The following is a 20,913-nucleotide window of genomic DNA, read 5'->3' on the forward strand; positions in this document are numbered from 1 at the left end:
CTCGCCGACTACAGAATGTTCCACGTCAGCGGAACGCCTTTGCGCAGGCCGTCTATGCGGCGCAACACTTCCCGCGCGCTCGCCGAGCCCGGGGCAGATTTGAAGGCGTTGGTGGTGATCATTCGGAGTTCACGCAGGTCGCGCAGCCAGGAGAACCCGGACCAGGTGCGGACGTCGAAACCGTAGTCGCGGCAGAAGGTGTCGTATTCGCCCGGATGGTGGGCGAATCGGCGGCAGTGCACCTCGATCGTCACCAGATCCCACTCGGGCTGGCCGATCGCCACGCTCTCCCAGTCGCACAGGACGCCGCGGCCGGTTCCGTTGTCCCACAGCGTATTCCGATGATGCGCGTCGCCGTGGATGAGGCCCTGGGCGAGCGGGTAGGCGATCTCGTCGCTGCGGGCGGCCAGCCGGTTGCGTTCCGCGCGCAGCAGGCGGCGGTCGCTGGGCGAGAGGATCGTGTTGCCGTCGATGGCGCGGGCGATGCGGACGAAGGCGTCGGCGAGATGGCTCGTCGGCAGCCACTGCGCCGGGCGGTGTCGCAGCCCGTGCAGCAGAGCCAGCGGTCCGGCCAGATCGGCGGCGACGATCTCGCGGCGCTGCGGCAGATACCGCCAGAAGGTGACCACACAGCCGCCGACCACGACCCGCTGCACCCCGGACGCCGGCGGCACCACGGGCACTCCCCGCGCCCGTAACCAGCGCACCAGCGCGACGACGTCGATCGGCGCCGGCCCGCCGTACGGCCGATCGATCTTCACCACGATCGGCTGCCGCGCCAACCGGTACACGGCATTGGTGTGATGGCGCAGCAGTTCGGCGCCGGTGGCGTCGAATCCGCCCTCGTGGCACGCTCGTTCGAGGATCCAGCGCGTCCGGTGCGGCGTGAACTCCGCCGCCGGTGCGCGGTAGGCGACCGCCTGCGATGCCGTGGTCACCGTGGTTCCCCCGTCCCCGCCGCCACCCTGCGGCGCAGCTCGTCGACGGCGCGGCGGGTGCGGCTGTGCTCGGGTATCGCGTCCATCACCGCGGCCGCGCGGGTCATCACGATCGTGGTGCGATGTTCCGGCGGCAGCGCGGCCAGCACCCGCGATGCCAGCTCGCACGCCTCGTCCACCGCGCCGTCGAGGGCGTGGCAGATGGCGGCGTCGAGTTCGATGAGGGCCGGGTCCACCACGACGTCCGGACTGCCGCGGTAGAGCTGCAACCCCCGCTCCTGCGCGCGCCGGGCCGCGGCCGTGCGGCCGAGGTTGGTCAGGGTGCCGGATTGGTAGAGCAGCAAACGCTTTTCGTTGAATCGGAAGGCCTCGTCGCTCACCGCCGCGCCGAGTTCGTCGATGCGCTGCCGGGCCCGGGTCAGGGCCAGATCGGCGCCGTCGGCGTCACCGAGGCGGGCCAGCGCGCGGGCCTCCGCGGCGGCCGCCAGCGCGGTCGAGTCGTCGGCGGTCTCCGGGAGTTGCGCCTGCGCCGCGCGGGCCAGCAGCACGGCCTGTTCGGGAGTGCCGTAGTAGTACGGCAGCATGGCGTGCTGGGCTCGGACCCGCGCACGCAGCCGGCGGTTCGCGGTGTCGTCGGCGGCCAGGCGCGCCGTGCCGTACCAGTAGTTGGCGCGCTCGATCTGGCCGAGTTTCATCAGCGCGTCGGCGATCAGCAGCGCCAGCACCGCGGTGACCTCCGACAGCCTGGCCTGCACGGCCGCGGGCTGGCGCAGCGTCGAAATCGACTGCACCTCCAGCAGATCCGGCAGCACGGTGGACAGGACGGCGGTGGGCGGCGTGCTGGTGTAGGCGAGGACCCGCCCGGCCGCGCGCTCCTCCATCAGCTCCACCATGGCGGGACCGATGGTGCCCGCGGCCAGCGTCCGGTCGATCACCGGCCGGGCCTCGTCGAGCCGCGACATCAGGGCGATATCCGCGGCGGGCCCGGGGACGGCGGCGACCACCGCGCCGCGCCGGGACGGTGACCGGCGCGAGCCGATCGCCTGCTCACCGGCGGCCAGGATCTGCTCGAACCGCTCCCGCACCTCGGCGCCGACCTGGAGCAGCAGCGTGTCCAGGAGTTCCTGGGTGAGGGGCCGCGGGGTGACCGCGCTCAGCCCGGCGCGCCAGTTCGCGACCGTCGTCATCTCCACGCCGAGATGAGCGGCGAACTCCCGCACAGACTTTCGCGTCGCCTCCTGTAGGGCGACAGCCTCGAAACCGGTCCACGGCCGACCCAACACCATTGTTAATTCCTTATTTCACGCCCGTATGCCAACAGTAAGCCAACACCAACGCCAACGGTGCGCGATTTCGCAACGGACCGAATACGACGAAAGTTGAAGGCGCACCCGGTGCCTGAACGACACGCAATCGAATCCGAACCGCGGGCGGCGATCCTGAGACCCACGGTTTCCAGGGCACCGGGTGCACCGCACACCAGTGGGAGGTACCGCCATGTACGCACCGTCCTCGGGAGCACGTGACATGTGGCTCATGGACAGCCGCGACTGCGGGCACGAGCCGTCCGAACTCACCTATGACCGGGCACGATTCATTCTCGCCGTGCATGCCGGGCACGGCGGCAGGTGCAGGCAGTACCTCGCCGCGGCCGCGTACTGCTTCCGCCGCACCGGAGAAAGGTGAACCGGCGGTTGCCGATTCGCACGCCGGGCCGGCGGAGGGGAAGCGGCCCGGCGTGATCGAATCGAGCGCCCTACGGAGGGGGCGGCCGGAACGGCGGGATGTCGGACCGGCCGCATATCCTCGTCCGTATGCTCACGCTGCTCTTGTACGTGCTGATCGTCGGTCTGGTGGCCGCGCTGCTGTTCCTGGTCGCGAGCGCCGTGTTCGGACGCGGGGAGGAATTGGGGCCGCTGCCGGAGGGCACGACGGCCACCGTTCTGCCCGCTGTGCGCATTCACGGCGGCGACGTCCGGGCGCTGCGGTTCCAGCAGGTCTTCCGCGGTTACAAGGCCGGCGAGGTGGACTGGGCGCTCACCCGTCTAGCCGCCCGCATCGACGAGCTGGAACACCAGCTGGCCGAGGCCCGTGGCGAGCAGCCGCCCACCCCCACGTCGAACGGCACACCCCCCGCCGAGCAGCAGGCCCATCCGGACCGGACGCCCGGCCCCCGGGGCTTCGCGTCCGGCGCGTCGGCCCCGCCCAACGGCCACGCCGACGTCCCCCAGCCCAGCCAGCCACCCCCTGAGACCGGCCCCTGGGGCGCGCCACCCGCACACCCCGACACCGGCGCGTGGGGCACACCGCCCTCTCACCACCCCGGCCCCGAGGCAACGGGCTCTGGCAACACCCCACCCGACGCGCCGCCTTCCCCGATCACCTGGGCTCCGGGCCAGGCCCCGCCGGAGAGCGCTTTCCCCGCCGTGGCACCCGGCAGCTTCGGCCAGCCCACGGGACAATCCACCGCCTGGATCCCAAGCCACCCCGCGGGCACGGGCGGCATCCCGGCCGTGGCAGCCGGCTCGCCCACCGGCGGCTTCGGTCCCGGCACGGCACAACCCACACCCGCGGCAGCCTGGACTCCGGACCCCGGCACGGCGCAGACCAGCTCCCCAGGGACCTGGACTCCCGACCCCAGCACGGCGCAAACCAACCCCTCGGGAACGTGGACTCCCGATACCGGGGCTGCGCAGCCCACAATCTCCGAGGCGTCGACGCCGGGGCCCGATACGGCGCAAACCACTGGTCCCGGCGGCTGGGCACCGGGGCCGACCCCGGTGGACGGCGGCGGGAGCACGCCGCCCGCAGCGCCGGCGGCCTCGACGTCCTATCTCGACCTGAGCACCGGCACCGAGCCGCCCGGTGGGGGCGCGCAGTATCCGGCCCAGCCCGGCGGCGATCAGGCCGCTGGCCGGCGGGAACGGCAGTGAGCGCCGCCGCGACCGTCGTCGACGACGGCAAGATCCGGTGCGGGTGGGGCGAGTCCTCCCAGCTCTATCGCGACTATCACGATCAGGAGTGGGGGCGGCCGCTGCACGGCGACGACGCGTTGTTCGAGCGGATGTGCCTGGAGGCGTTCCAATCGGGCCTGTCGTGGATCACCATCCTGCGGAAGCGCCCGGCGTTCCGGGCGGCCTTCGACGGGTTCGCCATCGACCGGGTGGCCGAGTACACCGAGGCGGATGCCGAACGTCTGCTGTCCGACCCCGGCATAGTGCGCAATCGCGCCAAGATCGAGGCCAGCATCGCCAACGCGAGGGTTGCCCGGGACCTCGACCCCGGCCTGGACGACCTGCTCTGGTCGTTCGCTCCCCCGGCGCGGCCGCGTCCCCGGCAACTCTCCGACGTCCCCGCCACCACACCCGAATCGGTTGCTCTCGCAAAGGAACTCAAGAAGCGGGGATTCCGTTTCGTGGGCCCGACGACGGCGTATGCACTCATGCAGGCGACCGGTATGGTGAACGACCATCTGGCCGATTGCTGGGTCGATGTGCGCGGTTGAACACGCGCCACGGCGGTCGGTTTTCGAACTCAGGTACCCGCCCAGTTCCGTGATGAGGAAGAATAGTCGTGGTGTAGCCCCTCGGGCCCGGCTCGGCCGTGCGCGTGGGCTACCCGTTGGTGACAACACGAGTTCCAAGAAAGTGCGCAGCAGACCGCGCGGATCTGGAGGGAGCAGAGGATGGCGGCCATGAAGCCCCGCACCGGGGACGGTCCCCTCGAGGCAACCAAGGAAGGGCGTGGAATCGTCATGCGGGTTCCACTCGAGGGTGGCGGGCGTCTGGTCGTCGAGCTCACGCCGGAAGAGGCCGCGGCCCTCGGCAAAGAGCTCACCGAAGTCACCAGTTAACCCCTTACCCGATTCGATGCCGGTGAACCCGGCGCGAGCGGATACGGCATCGCCGCTCGCCGCGGTGGCGCGGTTACTGGCCTGCCCGGAATGCGGGGCGGACCTGGCCGTGAGCGACCGCTCGCTGTCCTGTACCCGCGGTCACGCCTTCGATCTGGCTCGGCAGGGTTATGTGAGCCTGCTGACCGGTGCGTCGACCAAGATGTCCGGAGATACATCGGACATGCTGGACGCACGTGCCGCCTTTCAGCGTGCCCGTCATTTCGCACCGATCGCCGACGCGGTGACGACGGCGCTCAGCTCCGCCGCTCCGCCGCGGGCGATTCTCGAGATCGGTGCCGGAACCGGTTACTACCTCGCCTCGGCGCTCGACGCCGCCCCGGACGCCCGCGGAATCGCCCTGGACGTGTCGAAACCCGCCGCCCGGCGCTGCGCCCGGGCCCATCCGCGCGCGGCTGCGGTGGTGGCCGACGCCTGGCGCGGCCTACCCGTCCGCGACGGCGCGCTCAGCCATGTCCTGTGCGTTTTCGCACCGCGCAATGCGGACGAGGTGGCCCGGATCCTGTCCCCGGACGGTGCCTTCGTCGTCGCCGCCCCCACCTCTGCCCACCTGTCCGAACTGATCACCCCACTGGACATGGTGCGCGTGGACTCGGCCAAGGACGACCGCCTCGCCGACGCCCTGTCCGGCCGCTTCGAACGCCTCACCCGCGACATCGTGGAATACCCGATGACCCTCGACCACGCCGACATCACCAATGTCGCCGCCATGGGCCCCTCCGCCTTCCACGCGACCACCGACCGCGCGGCCCGCATAGCCACCCTCCCCGAATCCGTCGAGGTCACAGCCTCGGTAACGGTCTCCACCTACCGCCTCCGATAAAGATCGGCAATACGCACCCCGCCGTCTTCCGCCGAATATTCAGCCGGCTGTCAGCGCCCGAACCCGAGCCGGGTCGGCGAAGACGTCTATTTCCGCGATGCGCCCCATCACCACGGTGAACGCCAGCAGGACCGCGGGTTCCCCGGCCAGCAGCACCACGGCTCCGGCCGCGCCGTGCACCAGGACGGGCCGCACATCCGAATCGGGCCGGGCGAACAGCAGTGCCCGGCCGGCGGCGTCCTGTGGGCCGTGGATCTCCCACATCCGGCCCGGTCCGGCATCCGCGCGCAGGGTGATCTCCGGATCGAGCAGATCGATTAGAGCGTCGAAGTCACCGCGGCGGGCGGCGGCGAAGAACGCGTCCACCACTCGCCGCTGCCCGGCCACATCGGTATCGGGCACGGGGGCGGCCCGCACCCGCCGCCGCGCACGGCTGGCCAGCTGCCGCACGGCGGCCGGTTCGCGATCGAGCAGCGCGGCGATCCGCGCGAACGGCACCCCGAATCCGTCGTGCAGGACGAAGGCGAGCCGCTCGCCGGGCGTCAGCCGATCGAGCACCACCTGTACGGCCAGCCCCACCGACTCCGCCAGCACCGCCTCGTCCTCCGGCGAGGCGACAACGCCCACGAGCGGATCCGGCAGGTGCACACCGGCCGGCAGCTCGCGCCGGGAACGCGCGCGCAACAGGTCCAGGCACGTGTGGGCGACCGCGGTGGTCAGCCAGCCGTCGAGATTGTCCACGGGCCCCGGCGGGCTGCGGTGCACGCGCAGCCACGCCTCCTGCAGCGCGTCCTCGGCCTCGCTCACCGAGCCGAGCATGCGATAGGCCAGCGCGCGCAGCCGCGGCCGCTGCTCGTGCAGCCGCTCCAAAGCCGGTTCGCTCACCCCGTCACATCCTCGCGACGCCGTTCGCCATATCGATGACGGATCCTCACGATAGCGAGAAAGGCCTCCGCCATGAGCCTCTCGACCCGAACGCCGGTAGCGCCCCGATACCGGACGGCCGCCTACTGGACGGCCACCGCACTCGTCGTCGCCGAACTGGGCGTCGGCGGCATCTGGGATATCGCCCGCATCGAACTCGTCCGCGAGACGACCACCCACCTGGGTTATCCGACGTACTTCCTGGTCCTGCTGGGCGTCTGGAAGATCCTGGGCGCGGCCGCGCTCGCGGTCCCGCGCTTGCCGCTGGTCAAGGAGTGGGCGTACGCGGGCGCGATCTTCGTCTATACCGGCGCGATCGCCTCTCACCTGACCACGGGCTACGCCCGGAGCGAGGTCGTAGTGCTGGCCACGATGACCGTCCTGACCGTCGCGTCGTGGGCGCTGCGGCCCGCCGACCGCTGCGTGCGTCAGCCTTTGCGGATGCGGTCGTAGAGCTGAACGGTCTGGCCGGCGACCTGGGCCCAGTCGAATTCGGCGATGGCCCGGGCCCGGCCGGCGGCGCCCAGCGATCCGGCAAGCAGCGCGTCACCGGCGATCGCGTTGACCGCCCGCGCCAGCGCCGTCTCGAAATCCTCGGTCGCGTCGCCGTCGTAGTGCACGAGGCGTCCGGTCGCGCCGTCGGCGACGACCTCCGGAATCCCGCCCACATCCGAGGCCACGACCGCGGTCCCGCAGGCCATCGCCTCGAGATTCACGATGCCCAGCGGCTCGTACACCGACGGGCAGACGAAGACCGTCGCCGCCGCCAGGATCTGCCGCACCTGCTCGGTGGGCAGCATCTCCCGCACCCAGAACACCCCGCCGCGACCGCGGGACAGCTCGGCCACCGACGCCGCGACCTCGGACTCCAGCTGCGGCGTATCGGGCGCGCCCGCGCACAGCACCAATTGGATGTCCGGATCGAAGTCGCGGGCCGCGGCCAGCAGGTGCGACACGCCCTTCTGCCGGGTGATGCGCCCGACGAACGCCACGATGGGCGCGTCGGTTCGCACCCCGAGTTCGGCCAGCACGTCCCGGGCGCCGTCGATCGGGCCGCCCGGGCGCCACGCCTGCGCGTCGATCCCGTTGTGCACCACGTGTACTCGCGCGGGGTCGATGGTCGGATAGGTGTCGAGGACGTCTCGGCGCATCCCCTCACTGACCGCGATGACGGCGTCGGCGTACTCCATCGCGTTGCGCTCCGACCATGACGAGAGCCGGTAGCCGCCGCCGAGCTGCTCGGCCTTCCACGGCCGCCGCGGTTCGAGGGAGTGCGCGGTCAGTACGTGCGGGATCCCGTACAGCGTGGCGGCCAGATGCCCGGCCAGCCCGGTGTACCAGGTGTGCGAGTGCACCACGTCCACGCCGCCGACGGCATCGGCCATGCGGAGCTGCGCGGACATCATCTGAAGCGCCGAATTGGCCGCGTACAGCATCGGATCGGGCTGATGCACCACGGCGTCCGCGCGCGACACCCCCATGCAGTGCACGGTCACGTCGCACAGGCGGCGCAGCCGCGGTACGAGATGGGTGACGTGCACTCCCGCGCCGCCATATACCTCCGGCGGATATTCGCGAGTAAGCATCGCGACCCGGAGCCGCTCCCGCTCTTGCGACCGGCTCGGCTCGCCACCACCCTCCGCGGTGAAACTCACCGGTCCAACTTAATCGTTCACCTTCGTGGTGACTACTCCGTTGGCATGTCGGCGGTAAGTTGGCGAGTGTGAGGAGCCAGCCGCACGTACTAGGAATCGTGCTCGCCGGCGGTGAGGGCAAACGCCTCTTCCCGCTCACCCAGGACCGCGCGAAACCGGCGGTCCCGTTCGGGGGCGCCTACCGGCTCATCGATTTCGTCCTCTCCAATCTGGTGAACGCCGGCTATCTGCGCCTGTGCGTTCTCACCCAGTACAAATCGCACTCGCTGGACCGGCACATCTCCCAGACCTGGCGATTATCCGGGTTCGGCGGTGAGTACATCACCCCGGTGCCCGCGCAGCAGCGGCTGGGACCGCGCTGGTACACCGGCAGCGCCGACGCGATCATGCAGTCGCTGAATCTGATCTACGACGAGGATCCGGACTACATCGTGGTGTTCGGCGCCGACCACGTCTACCGCATGGATCCCGAGCAGATGGTCACCCATCACATCGACACCGGCGCCGGCGTCACCGTCGCGGGAATCCGGGTGCCGCGCAGCGAGGCCGGGGCGTTCGGGTGTATCGACTCCGACGAGTCCGGCCGGATCACACAATTCCTGGAGAAGCCCGTGCACCCGCCGGGCACGCCCGACGATCCGAATGTGACGTTCGCTTCGATGGGCAACTACGTTTTCAGCACCAAGGTCCTGGTGGACGCGATCCGGGCCGATGCCGACGACGCCGATTCCGACCACGACATGGGCGGCGACATCATCCCCGGACTGGTCGCCCAGGGCGAGGCGGGGGTGTACGACTTCGCGCTCAACGACGTGCCCGGATCCACCGATCGCGATCGCGGCTACTGGCGCGACGTGGGCACGATCGACGCCTTCTACGCCGCGCACATGGATCTGGTCTCGGTGCACCCCATCTTCAATCTCTACAACAAGCACTGGCCGATCCGCGGCGCCGCGGAGAACCTGCCCCCGGCCAAATTCGCGCAGGGCGGGCTCGCGCAGGAATCCATCGTCGGTTCGGGGAGCATCCTGTCCGCCGCGACGGTCCGCAATTCGGTGCTCTCGTCGAACGTCTTCGTCGAGGACGGCGCCACCGTCGAGGGCAGCGTCCTGATGCCCGGGGTGCGGGTGGGCCGCGGCGCGGTGGTCCGCCGCGCGATCCTCGACAAGAACGTCATGGTCGGCGAGGGCGAGATCATCGGCGTCGACATGGATCGCGACCGGGAACGCTTCGCGGTCAGCAACGGCGGCGTGGTCACAGTCGGAAAGGGCGTGTGGGTCTAGCGCCCCCACCTCACCGCGGCGCGGCCGGAACGGGAGTGGCCGTGCAGAACGGATCGCACGGGCCGTGCGTGATCGGCGGCTGCTTGGCCGGGTCGTTGAAATCGCTTCCGCTGACCAACAGCAACACCAGGAGCGCCACGAAGACCAGGAACCCCAGCAACGTCACCGCCAGCACCAACCAGCTGCGGGGCGCGACTTCGATCAGCACCGCGCGTTGGAAAACCACCCCACGCCTCCACCCGTAGCGAATTACCTGATCTTCCAATCATATCCGCCCCAGCAACCCGCCGCCGGACAACGGCTGCAACGACCCCGCGCAGGTCAACGTGGTTGCGTAGGAACGGCACTCGTCCCGTAGCAGAACGGCGCGCAGGTCCCGTGCGTCGTCGTCGCGGGCGCTCGATGCTCGTCGAAGTCCGAACCGCTCACGAGCAGCAACACGACCAGCGCCACGACCACGACCGCCCCGAAGACCAACGCCGCGGGAAACAACCACCCCGAGGGCAGAAAGTGCTCCACGAGATGCCCGAGATCCTCCACCATCGCGCATCACCTCCCCCCTCCGCATACCCACTCCGCGGCAAGAAACCCACGCACCCCCTCCGCACTCCCGCACCCACTCCAGCGTCGTGGAGAGGGTGCGAGAGGCGTACCGGCCCAGCCGGTTCAGCGCAGGTCGCGCCGGCGGAAGGCGATGAGGCCCACCGTGGTCAGCACGGCCGCGAGGATCACCAGGATCACCACGGGGGTGGCGGTGAACGGTGTGCCGGGAACCTTGGGGAGGTGGCTGTAGGGCGTCAGGTCCTGAACCCATTGCGGCATACCGGAGATCGAGCCGAGCAGGAACAGGGCCACACCGGCGGTGAACACGCCCCACGCGACCGTCGACCAGCGCGGCAGCAGCCCGAACAGCAGCACCGCCGCACCCGCGAACACCCAGATCGCCGGAACCTGCACCAGCGCCGCCTCCAACACACGCCACACCTTGCCCATATCGTCCGCCGCGGCGCCGTACACCAGGCCGCCGATCAGACCCGAGACCACGAGCAGCACAACCGGACCGAGGAAGGCGAAGGCCAGATGGGATGCGGCCCACCGGATCCGCGCGACCGCTCCGGTCAGCACGACCTCCGCCCGCTGGCCGGACTCCTCCGAATGCAACCGCAGCGCCGCCGAGATCGCATACGCCGACGCCGCCATCCCGAGCATCGTGTATCCCATGGACAGGAACGAGTCCTCGAGAACGTCACTGCCGCCCAGCCTGCCGATGAAATCGTTGATCGCGTCGCTGGTTCCGAGTTCGTCCCCGATCCCGTGCACGACACTGCCGATGACCAGCCCGTACAGCGCCAGCCCGACCGTCCACGCCAGCAACGCACCGCGCTGCAGCCGCCAGGACAGACCGAACGGACCGGACAGCCCGGGCCCGGCGGCGGGCGCGCCGAGCCGCTCGGCGATCAGCCCCGCACCGAGGTCGCGGCGCTGCAGCAGCACATAGGCCACCCCGATCAGCACGACCGCGGCCACCACGTGCAGCAGCAGGATCGCGAAGTGATCACCGGCGAGCGGCCGCACCTGAATCGACCAGCCCTGCGGCGACATCCAGACCAGCGGATTGGTCGGCCCGTTTCCGGCACGCGCATCGCCGATCGCCCGCAGCGTGTAGGTCGCCGCCAGCACCGCGAACGCGATCCCGCGCGTGGTGCGGGCATTGGCGCTCAGCTGCGCCGCGACCGCGGCCACCGCGGCGAAGACGATGCCCGACCCCGCGAGCGCCAGCCCGAACGCCAGCGACCCGGCCCCGTCGACGCCGGCGCCCTTGATGCTCGCGGCGCCGAGGAGCCCGGCGGCGAGCGCGCCACCGCAGGCGACGACCAGCGCGGCGGTCAGGCTCGCGAACCGCCCGACCTGAGTGGAGGCCAGCAGTTCCTCACGCCCGGTCTCCTCCTCGGCGCGGGTGTGCCGGATGACCGTGAGAATCGTGGCGATTCCGATGAGCGTGAAGAACATTCCCGCCTTCCACAACCCGACCGCCGCCGCGGACGTGGTGTTGTAGACGGGCCCGTACATCGCCAGCTGCGCCGGGCTGGACAGGATCGTATGCGCGAAGCTGTCGAGCTGTTGCGGTGTGGGATACACCTTCTCGGTGCTCTTGACGTAGGTGCTGCCCAGCGGCAGCGAGAACAGCAGCACCCACAGCGGCAGCACGATCCGGTCGCGCCGCAGGTACAACCGCAGCAAATGCAGGGTGCCGGTGAAATCGGAGGCGCGGCCCGAGGATTCGGCGAAACCGTAGTGCGGGCGCGCGACGGTGGCTGTGGTCATTTCGACGCCTCCGCGTAGTGGCGGCCCGTGTCGCTGCCGGCGGCGTCGTCGCCGTCGAGCGAATAGTGGCGCAGGAACAGCTCTTCCAGCGTCGGCGGCTGGCTGACCAGCGTGCGCACACCGGCGTCGCCGAGCACCCGGATCAGCTCGCCGAGGTGTTCGCTGTCGACCTGGCAGTGCAGGGTGTGGTCCTCGAAGGTGACGTCCTCGACACCCGCGATCCGGCCGAGATCGCCCGGATCGCCGAGCATTTCGGCCGTGATTGAGGTGCGGCTGAGGTGCCGCATCTCCGCCAGCGTGCCGCTCTCCACCGTCCGCCCGGAACGGATGATGGTGACCCGCTCGCACAGCAGTTCCACCTCCGACAGGATGTGGCTGGACAGCAGCACGGTCACCCCGCGTTCGGTGGCCTCCTGCACGCACTCCCGGAAGATCTGCTCCATCAACGGATCCAGGCCCGAGGTGGGCTCGTCGAGCATCAGCAGGTTGGCGTGCGAGGAGAACGCCGAGACCAGCGCCACCTTCTGCCGGTTGCCCTTGGAATAGGTGCGGGCCTTCTTGCGCGGATCCAGCTCGAAGCGCTCGATCAGCTCCTCCCGCCGGTCGGGGTCCAGACCGCCGCGCATGCGCGCCAGCAGGTCGATGGTTTCCCCGCCCGACAGCGACGGCCACAGCGTGACATCGCCAGGGACATAGGCGATCTCCTGATGCAGGCCGACCGCGTCGGTCCACGGATCGCGGCCGAGGACCCGGGCCTCACCGGAGGTGCGGGCGAGAATGCCCAGCAGAATGCGGATGGTGGTGGACTTGCCCGCGCCGTTGGGGCCCAGGAAGCCGTGCACCTCGCCTTCGGCGACCTCGAGGTCGAGACCGTCGAGGGCGTGTACCTGTCCGAAGTGCTTGCGCAACTCTCGGACGACAATTGCCGATGACATCGAAACTCCTTGTGGGAAAAGAGGTTTACCGATCGGCGAGCAGGGCGTCCAGCAACGTCGAATCGGCGAAGAGACCGTGTGTGTTGATTTCCACCGCCGGCAGCATCATCTGGTCGGCGTAATCGCGCAGCGCTTGTCGGTAGTCGAGCTTTCCGTCGTGCCGGGCCGCGTGCAGCTGGAGGAAGAAGAAGAACCCGCCGCCGTTCTGGGTCGCCAGATAGCGCGCGGCGGCCTTCAGATCCAATGGTTTCCGCAATGTCCCGGCCTCGATGCCGACGGCGAGATAGGCCTCGACATCGGTCACCATCTGGTCGAACATCGCGGCCATGAGCGGTCCTCCGCTCTGGAAGCTGCGCATCAGGTAGGCGATGAGGGGTGCGTACTCCTCGATCTCCGCGAGTGCCTGCAACGTCGCGTGCGGCGTGGGTTGCTGGACGTACTCCGTCTTCGCCGCCCGGATGATCGAGCGGACGTACTCGTCGCACGCCTCCCGCAGCCCGTCCTTGGAACCGAAGTGATGGTTGACGAGCCCGGGAGACACTCCCGCGGCCTTCGCGATAGCCCGTACTCCGACACCGAAACCCTCGTCGCCGAACAGGGCGATCGCGGCGTCCCGGATGCGGGCGCGAGTGCTCAGATCCGAGGCGGATCCTTCCGGTAAGGCTGCTCCTTTAAACACATGTTCAATATACTAAACACTCGTTCAATCCGCACGCAAGCCCTGACACACACCACGAGCCGAAATAGACATATCTCCAGTTCAGCGGCCAAGAACAAGTAACGCGCCGGGTCGGGCGGCCTCGCCTTGGTTCCGGCACGCGTTGCTCTTGCCTGCACGCTTTGCCTTGTTTCCGGCACGCTTGTGGCCGGAAACCCCCAACTACCCTCGCGAGGCGCAGAGCAGCCCGTCCCCCACCGGAATCAACACGCTGGTCAACTGCGGATCCTCCGCCACCGCACGGGTGGCGGCCCGCACCGCCTGCGTCGCCGCGTCCCGCTGCGCCGGATCCGGCACCCGCCCGCCGAGCAGCGCGTTGTGCAGCAGAATCGCCCCGCCCTCCCGCAGCAGCCGCACCCCCTGCTCGACATACTGCGGGTGCTCGAGCGGCGCGGCATCGATGAACACCAGGTCGTAGGCGTCGTCCGCGAGGCGCGGCAGCACATCCAGCGCGCGGCCGTTGATCAGCCGGGTGCGGGCCGGCGGGATCTCGGCGGTCCGGAAGGCGTCCCGCGCGGCCCGCTGATGCTCCGGCTCGGAGTCGATGGTCGTCAGCGTGCCGTCCTCGCGCATCCCGTCGAGCAGCCACAACCCGCTGATCCCGGCCCCGGTACCCACCTCGACCACGGTCCGCGCCCCCAGCAGCTGGGCGTACATACTCAGCAGCGCGCCCACCGAGGGCGGCACGGGTGTCGCGCCCAGCTCCGTGGCCCGCTCGCGCGCGGCCAGCAGAATCTCGTCCTCCGCGACGGATTCCTCCACGTAGGCGAGATTGCGCTGCGCGGCCGCCGCCGCCGGTATCAGACTCACGGTGTCACCTCGCTGACGCTCGGTGCCACCGTGCGCCTGGCACGCTGTGTCAATGGTTCGCTCGCAAGCTCGCTCACGCCAATGAGGCTAATGGCGAAGCCCGCCCCACGTCGCGACCGACGGGCGGGTAGGGGCCGCCGACCGGGCCGGGATTTTTCTCAGGTGTCCCTCAGCCTCCCCACACCACGACCACATCGGGACCCAGCAGAGTAAGGACAACGCAAAGGCCGACCGACCGTCGGCGGCGCGGGGAACAATCCGACGTGAGTCCGTAGTTGTACCCCGTACGCGATGGATGGAAACCCCCGTCGCGGTGCGCCGGCCCCGGTCCCGAGTAGGAGGTAACCCCATCCACATGGTCGATGCGGCGCGTGAGTACGCCACCCTGCAAGAGTCGAGCCTGCCGGTCACCGGTGCGGCCGACTACCCCCTGCCCGAGGCCGACAGCAGCGATCCTGCGATTTCCGACGCCTCGATGCCCGAGACCGCCGCCGAGGATGCCGAGGACGCCCCGCTCACGGGCACCGCGGCCTTCGACGCCACCGGCGACCGGACGGTGATGCCCACCTGGGACGAGCTGGTCCGCGAGCACGCCGACCGGGTCTACCGGCTGGCCTACCGCCTGACCGGCGATCCGCAGGACGCCGAGGACCTGACCCAGGAGACGTTCATCCGGGTCTTCCGCTCGCTGTCGAACTACCAGCCCGGCACCTTCGAGGGCTGGCTGCACCGCATCACGACGAACCTCTTCCTGGACATGGTGCGCCGCCGCAACCGCATCCGGATGGAAGCGCTGCCCGACGACTACGACCGCGTGCCGTCGGAGGGCCCCGATCCCGAGCAGGTCTACCACGACGCCAACCTGGACCCCGACCTGCAATCCGCCCTGGATTCGCTGGCCCCGGAGTTCCGCGCGGCCGTGGTCCTGTGCGATATCGAGGGCCTGTCCTACGAGGAGATCGGCGCTACGCTCGGCGTGAAACTGGGCACTGTGCGCAGCCGCATCCACCGTGGACGCCAGGCGCTGCGTGACTACCTTGCGCATAATGGAACTCAGCAGCGGTTCGCCGCTGACGAGAAGGTCGGGTAGTTCACCGCCGCCGCGAGCGGCGCCCGGCAGCAATTCGTCCGTCGGAAGGGTGTGTGCACGTATGAGTGGCGAGGACGCCGCGACAGGCCGCGATTCCGGCTCGGCTGCGGACCGGGGGTATCCGGGTCGTCCACCTCGTTTCGCGCCGACCGAGCACTTGGCGAGCGAAGCCATAGCCGCCTACGTGGACGGCGAGTTGCGTATGAACGCCTATCTGCGCGCCGCCGAACATCTCGCCAAATGTCCCGAATGCGCGGCCGAGGTCGATTCTCAGCAACAGGCGCGCATCGCCCTGCGCCAGGCGGCGCAGCGGCAGTTCTCGGCCCCGGGCGACCTCCGCGACACCCTGAGCCGAATTCCACTGGCAAATCTCCCCGGCCCGATGGACGAGATGACTCGCGGTGCGAGTTTTCTAGGGCTGCGGGCGGATTCGTTCCGTTTCGTCTCCACCGATCGCGAGTTCTCTTCGGAGAGCAGGCGGTGGACCGGATGGTGGCGCAAGTAGAGTTCGACACGTGACCACCGAATCGACGAACACCGGACCACAACCCGAACAGCCCGGCGAGTCGGCGAAGGACGCTGTGTCGAATTCGGCGGCCGAACGGGGGAACCTGAGGCCGCCCGACGCACCCGTCCTGGGACCGCGGCCCGTGTATCGCCCGGATGTCGACAAGCACACCGCACGCGCCTTCCGTCGCCCCGAGGGTCAGTCCGGATCGTTCGCCGCGCAGCCGTCCGGCGCGCCCGCCGAGCCGAAATTCGACGGTCCCGAATTGGTGAACCGTCCCCCCGACACCGTCCTCGCCGAGGCGTTCGGCCGCCCCGAGGGCTCCGACGAACGGTTGCAGCGCGATCCGGACGCGATCGACGACCCCAATCCTCCGGCCGGACCGGCCGATCCCTGGCGTGATCCGGATGCCGCCGCCCGCTTGGGCGCGCCCGCGATCGTCACGCCCCAGCAGGAGCAGCTGCCCCCGGCCCCCAGGCTCAGCGCCCGCGAGGTGCTGTTCGGCAAGCGCGTGGCGCCGGCCGCGCTGGCCGTCCTGGCCGTGATCGCGCTCGCGATCGGTCTGGTCGGCGGCCTGGTCGGCCGCTTCACCGGCGACTCCACCTCGGCGCTCACCTCGCGCAAGATCACGCTCCAGCAGGAGAGCGCGAAGGACAAGCCGCACGGCCAGGTCGCCAAGGTGGCCGACGCCGTCCTGCCCGCGGTGGTGCAGATCCGCGAGACCGTCGGCGACAACGGCGCTCTCGGCTCCGGCGTGGTCATCGACGGCTCCGGCTACATCGTCACCAACAACCACGTGGTCTCGATGGTCGGCCTGGACAAGTCGGGCCGGGGCAAGATCCAGGTGACCTTCTCCGACGGCACCAAGGCGCCCGCCCAGATCGTCGGCCGCGACCCCAAGACCGACCTCGCCGTACTCAAGGTCGACGTCAAGAACCTGACCGTGGCCCGGCTCGGTAAGTCCTCCGACGTGCAGGTCGGCGACGACGTACTGGCCGTCGGCTCGCCGCTGGGCCTGACCAAGACCGTCACCTCCGGCATCGTCAGCGCGCTGAACCGCCCGATGGCCGAGCCGACCGAACCGGGCGACGACACCGCGGGCGCGTTCGACGCCGTGCAGACCGACGCCGCGATCAACCACGGCAACTCCGGTGGCGCCCTGCTCGACAGCGAGGGCCGGCTGATCGGCATCAACACCGCCATCCGCAGCGAGAGCGGCGGCTCGGTGGGCCTGGGCTTCGCGATTCCCGTCGATCTGGTGCAGCGGGTCGCCCAGACCCTGATCCGGGACGGCAAGGTGCACCATCCGTGGCTCGGGGTCAGCGCCAAGACCAAGACGGTCGAGAACGACGCGATGAGCGGCGCCGCGGTGGCCGACGTGATGGCGGGCAGCCCCGCCGCGAAGGCCGGTATCGCCGAGGGCGACGTGATCGTGCGGGTGGCCGGTCGCGACGTGACCGAGCCCGCGGAGCTCACCGTCGCCGTGCAGTCCCACCAGATCGGCGAGACCGTCACGTTCCAGGTGATTCGCGACGGCCGCCAGGTCGATGTGCCGGTCACATTGGAATCCGACGAGAACGCTCCCAAGCAACCTTAGTAGCCTGGTCCTATGTTCAATATCGGCTGGCCCGAGATGGTGATCCTGGTGGTCGCCGCCTTGGTGATCCTCGGGCCGGAGCGGCTGCCGGGGGCGATCCGCTGGACCGCGCAGAGCCTCCGGCAGGTTCGCGATTACGCCAGTGGCGCAACCACGCAGCTGCGCAGTGAACTGGGACCGGAGTTCGACGAGATTCGTAAGCCGCTGCAGGAAATCAACGAGCTGCGGCGGCCGCTCGATCAGTTCCGCGGTATGACGCCCAGGTCGGCGGTGACGAAACATCTGCTGGACGGCGACGATTCGCTGTTCACAGGAAAGTTCGACAAACCGTCCAGTACGTCTAATGGATCGGGGTATTCGCCACCTCCGTCCTATTCGCCACCCGAGCCTCCGAAACCGTTGGCTCGAAACGAGAAACCCCCTATCGATTTCGACGCGACGTAGTGAAGAACACCATTTTGACGGTGTGACCACCAGTGATTCCGAACGTCAGGTATTGCCGATCGGAACCGCTGCGCGCAATTCCGATGCAGGCGGGGGCATATTCGTCAAGCGGTCTAGACACATCTCGCTGTCGAGCTATCTAGACTGCGCACATGTCGGCCGATGAGGTGGCACGAGTGTTCGCGATCGAAGACAAGGTCGAGCGTCTCAAAGCAGCCACCGACGGGGTCGCTCAGGCCCAACAGACAATCAACGAGCTCACCAGAATTCGGCGGGCCGTCATCCGCGAATTGCATGCGGAAGGATGGACCTTCGCCAGAATCGGTGCGGCGGCGGGACTTTCGCGTGCGCGCATTCACCAGGTGAGCACGCAGGGTCCGGTGCCGGAGGGACTGTTCTTCGGGCACGGCCCGCTGACGATCCTGACGCCGGACGTGCGCAGCACCACCCGGGCCGCGCCGCTGATCGGCGCGCCCGACGCCGCGGCCCCGCACCGGCTGGTGGAACTGTTGCGCGAGTTGGGCTTTGCCGTCGGCGTGGAGCGGTTCCTCCCCGGCCGCCCGCTGGACCTGGACCGCGACGGGCTCATCGTGCTGGGCGGTCCGGAGCTGTCACCCAGCTTGCGCTATCTGGCCGCCGCTGATCCGCGCCTGCGCCGCACGGTGGCCCGCGCCGGGCGTGTCCGCCGCGGCATCGAGGACCGCGCCGCCCGCCGCGTCTACCGCCCCGGCGGCACGGAACCCTACGACATCGCCTATCTGGCCCGCCTCCCCCGCCCCGACGGCCGCGGCACCGTCCTCGTGGTCGATGGCCTCCACCCGCCCGGCTCTCTGGGCGCCATCCGCCTCCTGGCCACCCGCCTGGCCACCCTCCACGAACGCGCCGGCCTCCACCCCTTCTCCGCCGTAGTCGGCGTCCGCTACGACCGCAACACCGGCGAGCCCCTCGAGGCCGACCTCCTCACCCCCATCTACCGCCACGAACGCTGAACCCCTCGCCCCAGCCGAAGGGCGGGGGCAAGGGGCGCTACCTCCTCAGGCCGCTACTTCGGCCGCGCGCAGGGTATTCATGGGAGGTCTATCGGCCAGCGACACCTCGGTGGTCAAGGCCGTGAATTCCTCACCCACCAGCGGGAACTGGGTGAGGCAGGCCCCGGAGTCGCGGATTCCGCTGCGCCCCAGCACCGTTCCGAGGATCTGACGGCTCATCACCCCGAGATCCGACAGCGGGCGGTTGCGGTGGGTGCGGACGCCGAGGTTGACCTGGCCGATGGCCGACAGGCCCAGCATGTCGTACGTATCGAGCAGCAGCCCGATCTCGACGCCGTAGCCGGGGGCGAACGGGACGGCCGTCAGCAGTTCCCTGGTGCCCGCGTACTCGCCGCCCAAGGGCTGCAACACCTTCGACAGCGCCGGTCGCAAGGCCGACAGCAGCGGGCGCGCCACCAGCTCGGTCACCCGGCCGCCACCGTTGTGGTCGACCGAATCGCCCTGCCGCAGCGGCCGGCGGTAGTACGCCTTCACCAGATGCATGCCGTCGACCATCACCAGCGGCCCGAGCAATCGCGGCACGAAATCCGGATCGGGATCGATCAGATCGGAGTCGACGAAGGCGATCAGATCGCCGGTGGTGGCGGCCAGCGAGCGCCAGAGCACCTCGCCCTTGCCCGGCACCGGATCCAGTTCCGGAACCGCCTGCTCGCGCGACACCACGCGCGCGCCCGCGGCCCGGGCGCGCTCGGCGGTGGCGTCCGTGGAGCCGGAATCGAGCACCACCAGTTCGTCGACCAGCGTGCCGACCAGCGGTCTGATACTCGCCACCACGTCGGCGACGGTGCGTTCCTCGTTCAGCGCGGGCAGCACCACCGAGACGGTGCGGCCCGCTTTGGCGGCGATCAATTCCTCGACCGTCCACTCGGGGCTGTCCCACGTATTGGTGAGCGCCCACTCCGTTGTGCTGTCGGTGACCAGTTCGGGGGTGGTTGTCATACCAGACCTCGCAGAGTTCGTGCGGGGGGCCGGACGCCCTGGATTGCCGCGATCATGTCCACTACGCGCCGGGTTGCGGCGACCTCGTGAACCCGGAAGACCCGGGCGCCGGCCGCGGCCGCCCATGCGGTTGCTGCCAATGTGCCCTCCAATCGCTCGGATAGGCCGACACCAAGAGTCTCCCCGATGAAATCCTTGTTGCTCAGCGCCATCAAGACAGGCCATCCGGTGTTTACAAGAACGTCCAACGCGCGCAACAGTGCGAGCCCGTGATACGTGTTTTTGCCGAAATCATGCGTCGGATCTATCAAAATCGAGTCTTTGCCGACCCCTGCGGCCGCAGCATTTTCGGCCGACCGCATCAGCGTCTCGGTGACCTCACCCACCACGTCGGCATAGCGCACGCGGTGCGGCCGGGTGCGCGGCTCGGCCCCGCCGGTGTGGCTGCACACGATCCCGGCCCGCAACTCGGCGGCGACCCCGACCAGATCCGGATCGGCCCCCGCCCAGGTGTCGTTGATCAGATCCGCGCCCTCGGCCACCGCGGCCCGCGCCACCTCCGCGCGCCAGGTGTCGATACTGATCAGCAGCTCCGGATACCGCTCGCGAATGGCGGCCACGAACGGCACCACCCGCCGCGCCTCCTCGGCGGCGTCCACGTCGTCCCCCGGCCCGGCCTTCACCCCGCCGATATCGACCAGATCGGCGCCCTCGCCGACCGCCCGCGCCACCGCCGCCATCGCGGCCTCATCGGAAAAAGTGGCGCCCTTGTCATAGAACGAGTCCGGCGTCCGATTCACGATCGCCATCACCAACGCCCGATCCGTAGCCACCGGCTTCCCACACAAGGTGGCCAACGACGGCGTCGAACTCATGCCCCCGACTGTACCGACCCCTGTCCCACCCCCAACCCCCCACCAACTTCCCGCACCCCCTGCGTACTCCCGCACCCTGTCCAGCGT

At 69.6% G+C, this 20,913-nt stretch carries 22 protein-coding genes and 1 pseudogene; 11 read left to right on the top strand and 12 right to left on the bottom strand.

Translation table 11 applies throughout. The annotated features are described in order from the left end of the window. Window positions 1-8: 8 nt before the first annotated feature. Together ON41_RS25590 and ON41_RS25595 are read right to left on the bottom strand one after the other, a co-directional pair. The gene (locus ON41_RS25590) at window positions 9-938 is read right to left on the bottom strand and encodes a phosphotransferase (RefSeq protein ID WP_051162459.1); all 930 of its coding nucleotides are present in this window, start codon (window positions 936-938) and stop codon (window positions 9-11) included. Next, window positions 935-2,224 (bottom strand): NsdA family TPR-like regulatory protein, encoded by a 1,290-nt coding sequence (locus ON41_RS25595; protein WP_157185617.1) that lies wholly within the window; start codon window positions 2,222-2,224, stop codon window positions 935-937. The genes ON41_RS25590 and ON41_RS25595 overlap by 4 nt, the downstream gene beginning before the upstream one ends. A 528-nt stretch (window positions 2,225-2,752) precedes the next feature. Here ON41_RS25595 and ON41_RS25600 point away from each other — a divergent pair. From ON41_RS25600 to ON41_RS25610, 4 genes and pseudogenes are all read left to right on the top strand, one after another. Then, window positions 2,753-3,043: pseudogene (locus ON41_RS25600) on the top strand (DivIVA domain-containing protein); the annotation flags it as partial. 824 nt (window positions 3,044-3,867) lie between these two features. After that, complete coding sequence (locus ON41_RS25605; RefSeq protein ID WP_040750340.1) at window positions 3,868-4,443, top strand: DNA-3-methyladenine glycosylase I; 576 nt, start codon at window positions 3,868-3,870, stop codon at window positions 4,441-4,443. Between the two features lie 180 nt (window positions 4,444-4,623). Continuing rightward, the gene (locus ON41_RS40595) at window positions 4,624-4,791 is read left to right on the top strand and encodes a DUF3117 domain-containing protein (protein WP_019929283.1); all 168 of its coding nucleotides are present in this window, start codon (window positions 4,624-4,626) and stop codon (window positions 4,789-4,791) included. Between the two features lie 16 nt (window positions 4,792-4,807). Continuing rightward, window positions 4,808-5,674, top strand: a complete 867-nt coding sequence (locus tag ON41_RS25610) for a putative RNA methyltransferase (protein ID WP_051162463.1) — start codon at window positions 4,808-4,810, stop codon at window positions 5,672-5,674. Between the two features lie 39 nt (window positions 5,675-5,713). On the opposite strand, the gene ON41_RS25615 is transcribed toward ON41_RS25610, so the two are convergent. Further along, window positions 5,714-6,559 carry a sigma-70 family RNA polymerase sigma factor gene (locus tag ON41_RS25615; protein WP_051162465.1) on the bottom strand — a complete coding sequence of 282 codons (846 nt, stop codon included), beginning with the start codon at window positions 6,557-6,559 and terminating at the stop codon, window positions 5,714-5,716. A 72-nt stretch (window positions 6,560-6,631) separates the two neighbouring features. Between ON41_RS25615 and ON41_RS25620 the strand changes: the two genes are divergently transcribed. After that, on the top strand, window positions 6,632-7,051 hold the full coding sequence (locus tag ON41_RS25620) for a DoxX family protein (protein ID WP_040750341.1): 420 nt from the start codon (window positions 6,632-6,634) through the stop codon (window positions 7,049-7,051). Here ON41_RS25620 and glgA read toward each other — a convergent pair. After that, complete coding sequence (gene glgA / locus ON41_RS25625) at window positions 7,027-8,184, bottom strand: glycogen synthase (RefSeq protein WP_040750497.1); 1,158 nt, start codon at window positions 8,182-8,184, stop codon at window positions 7,027-7,029. The genes ON41_RS25620 and glgA overlap by 25 nt on opposite strands. A gap of 137 nt (window positions 8,185-8,321) precedes the next feature. Between glgA and glgC the strand changes: the two genes are divergently transcribed. Further along, a complete protein-coding gene (gene glgC / locus ON41_RS25630; protein WP_040750342.1) occupies window positions 8,322-9,536 on the top strand; it encodes a glucose-1-phosphate adenylyltransferase in 1,215 nt (404 codons plus the stop codon). Window positions 9,537-9,546: 10 nt separating this feature from the next. On the opposite strand, the gene ON41_RS25635 is transcribed toward glgC, so the two are convergent. The 6 genes from ON41_RS25635 to ON41_RS25660 all read right to left on the bottom strand — a co-directional run bounded on the left by ON41_RS25635 (window position 9,547) and on the right by ON41_RS25660 (window position 14,315). Then, complete coding sequence (locus ON41_RS25635; RefSeq protein ID WP_040750343.1) at window positions 9,547-9,762, bottom strand: hypothetical protein; 216 nt, start codon at window positions 9,760-9,762, stop codon at window positions 9,547-9,549. 95 nt (window positions 9,763-9,857) lie between these two features. Further along, window positions 9,858-10,079, bottom strand: coding sequence for a hypothetical protein (locus ON41_RS25640; protein WP_040750344.1), 222 nt, complete (start codon window positions 10,077-10,079; stop codon window positions 9,858-9,860). Window positions 10,080-10,202: 123 nt separating this feature from the next. After that, window positions 10,203-11,861: an ABC transporter permease gene (locus ON41_RS25645; protein WP_040750345.1), complete on the bottom strand. Its 1,659-nt coding sequence runs from the start codon at window positions 11,859-11,861 to the stop codon at window positions 10,203-10,205. Beyond that, on the bottom strand, window positions 11,858-12,796 hold the full coding sequence (locus ON41_RS25650) for an ABC transporter ATP-binding protein (protein WP_040750347.1): 939 nt from the start codon (window positions 12,794-12,796) through the stop codon (window positions 11,858-11,860). The genes ON41_RS25645 and ON41_RS25650 overlap by 4 nt, the downstream gene beginning before the upstream one ends. Window positions 12,797-12,821: 25 nt before the next feature. Further along, window positions 12,822-13,475, bottom strand: a complete 654-nt coding sequence (locus ON41_RS25655; protein WP_040750348.1) for a TetR/AcrR family transcriptional regulator — start codon at window positions 13,473-13,475, stop codon at window positions 12,822-12,824. A gap of 201 nt (window positions 13,476-13,676) precedes the next feature. Further along, entirely contained in the window at window positions 13,677-14,315 is a 639-nt protein-coding gene (locus ON41_RS25660; protein WP_040750498.1) for an O-methyltransferase, read from the bottom strand. 484 nt (window positions 14,316-14,799) lie between these two features. Here ON41_RS25660 and sigE point away from each other — a divergent pair, with 484 nt between their 5' ends. The 5 genes from sigE to ON41_RS25685 all read left to right on the top strand — a co-directional run bounded on the left by sigE (window position 14,800) and on the right by ON41_RS25685 (window position 18,952). Beyond that, window positions 14,800-15,414, top strand: coding sequence for an RNA polymerase sigma factor SigE (gene sigE, locus ON41_RS25665; RefSeq protein ID WP_040750499.1), 615 nt, complete (start codon window positions 14,800-14,802; stop codon window positions 15,412-15,414). A gap of 61 nt (window positions 15,415-15,475) precedes the next feature. Beyond that, window positions 15,476-15,919 (top strand): anti-sigma factor, encoded by a 444-nt coding sequence (locus tag ON41_RS25670; RefSeq protein WP_040750349.1) that lies wholly within the window; start codon window positions 15,476-15,478, stop codon window positions 15,917-15,919. Window positions 15,920-15,929: 10 nt separating this feature from the next. Continuing rightward, window positions 15,930-17,519: a S1C family serine protease gene (locus ON41_RS25675; protein ID WP_373281362.1), complete on the top strand. Its 1,590-nt coding sequence runs from the start codon at window positions 15,930-15,932 to the stop codon at window positions 17,517-17,519. Window positions 17,520-17,531: 12 nt separating this feature from the next. Continuing rightward, on the top strand, window positions 17,532-17,963 hold the full coding sequence (tatB, locus tag ON41_RS25680; RefSeq protein ID WP_040750350.1) for a Sec-independent protein translocase protein TatB: 432 nt from the start codon (window positions 17,532-17,534) through the stop codon (window positions 17,961-17,963). A 152-nt stretch (window positions 17,964-18,115) separates the two neighbouring features. Further along, entirely contained in the window at window positions 18,116-18,952 is an 837-nt protein-coding gene (locus ON41_RS25685; RefSeq protein ID WP_040750351.1) for a hypothetical protein, read from the top strand. A 45-nt stretch (window positions 18,953-18,997) separates the two neighbouring features. On the opposite strand, the gene ON41_RS25690 is transcribed toward ON41_RS25685, so the two are convergent. Together ON41_RS25690 and folP are read right to left on the bottom strand one after the other, a co-directional pair. Next, complete coding sequence (locus ON41_RS25690; protein WP_040750352.1) at window positions 18,998-19,951, bottom strand: glucosyl-3-phosphoglycerate synthase; 954 nt, start codon at window positions 19,949-19,951, stop codon at window positions 18,998-19,000. Beyond that, window positions 19,948-20,826 (bottom strand): dihydropteroate synthase, encoded by an 879-nt coding sequence (gene folP / locus ON41_RS25695; protein WP_040750353.1) that lies wholly within the window; start codon window positions 20,824-20,826, stop codon window positions 19,948-19,950. Before folP ends, ON41_RS25690 begins: the two co-directional genes overlap by 4 nt. Window positions 20,827-20,913: the final 87 nt, after the last annotated feature.

The sequence above is a fragment of the Nocardia transvalensis NBRC 15921 genome (assembly GCF_000308875.1).
GTDB lineage: Bacteria > Actinomycetota > Actinomycetes > Mycobacteriales > Mycobacteriaceae > Nocardia > Nocardia transvalensis.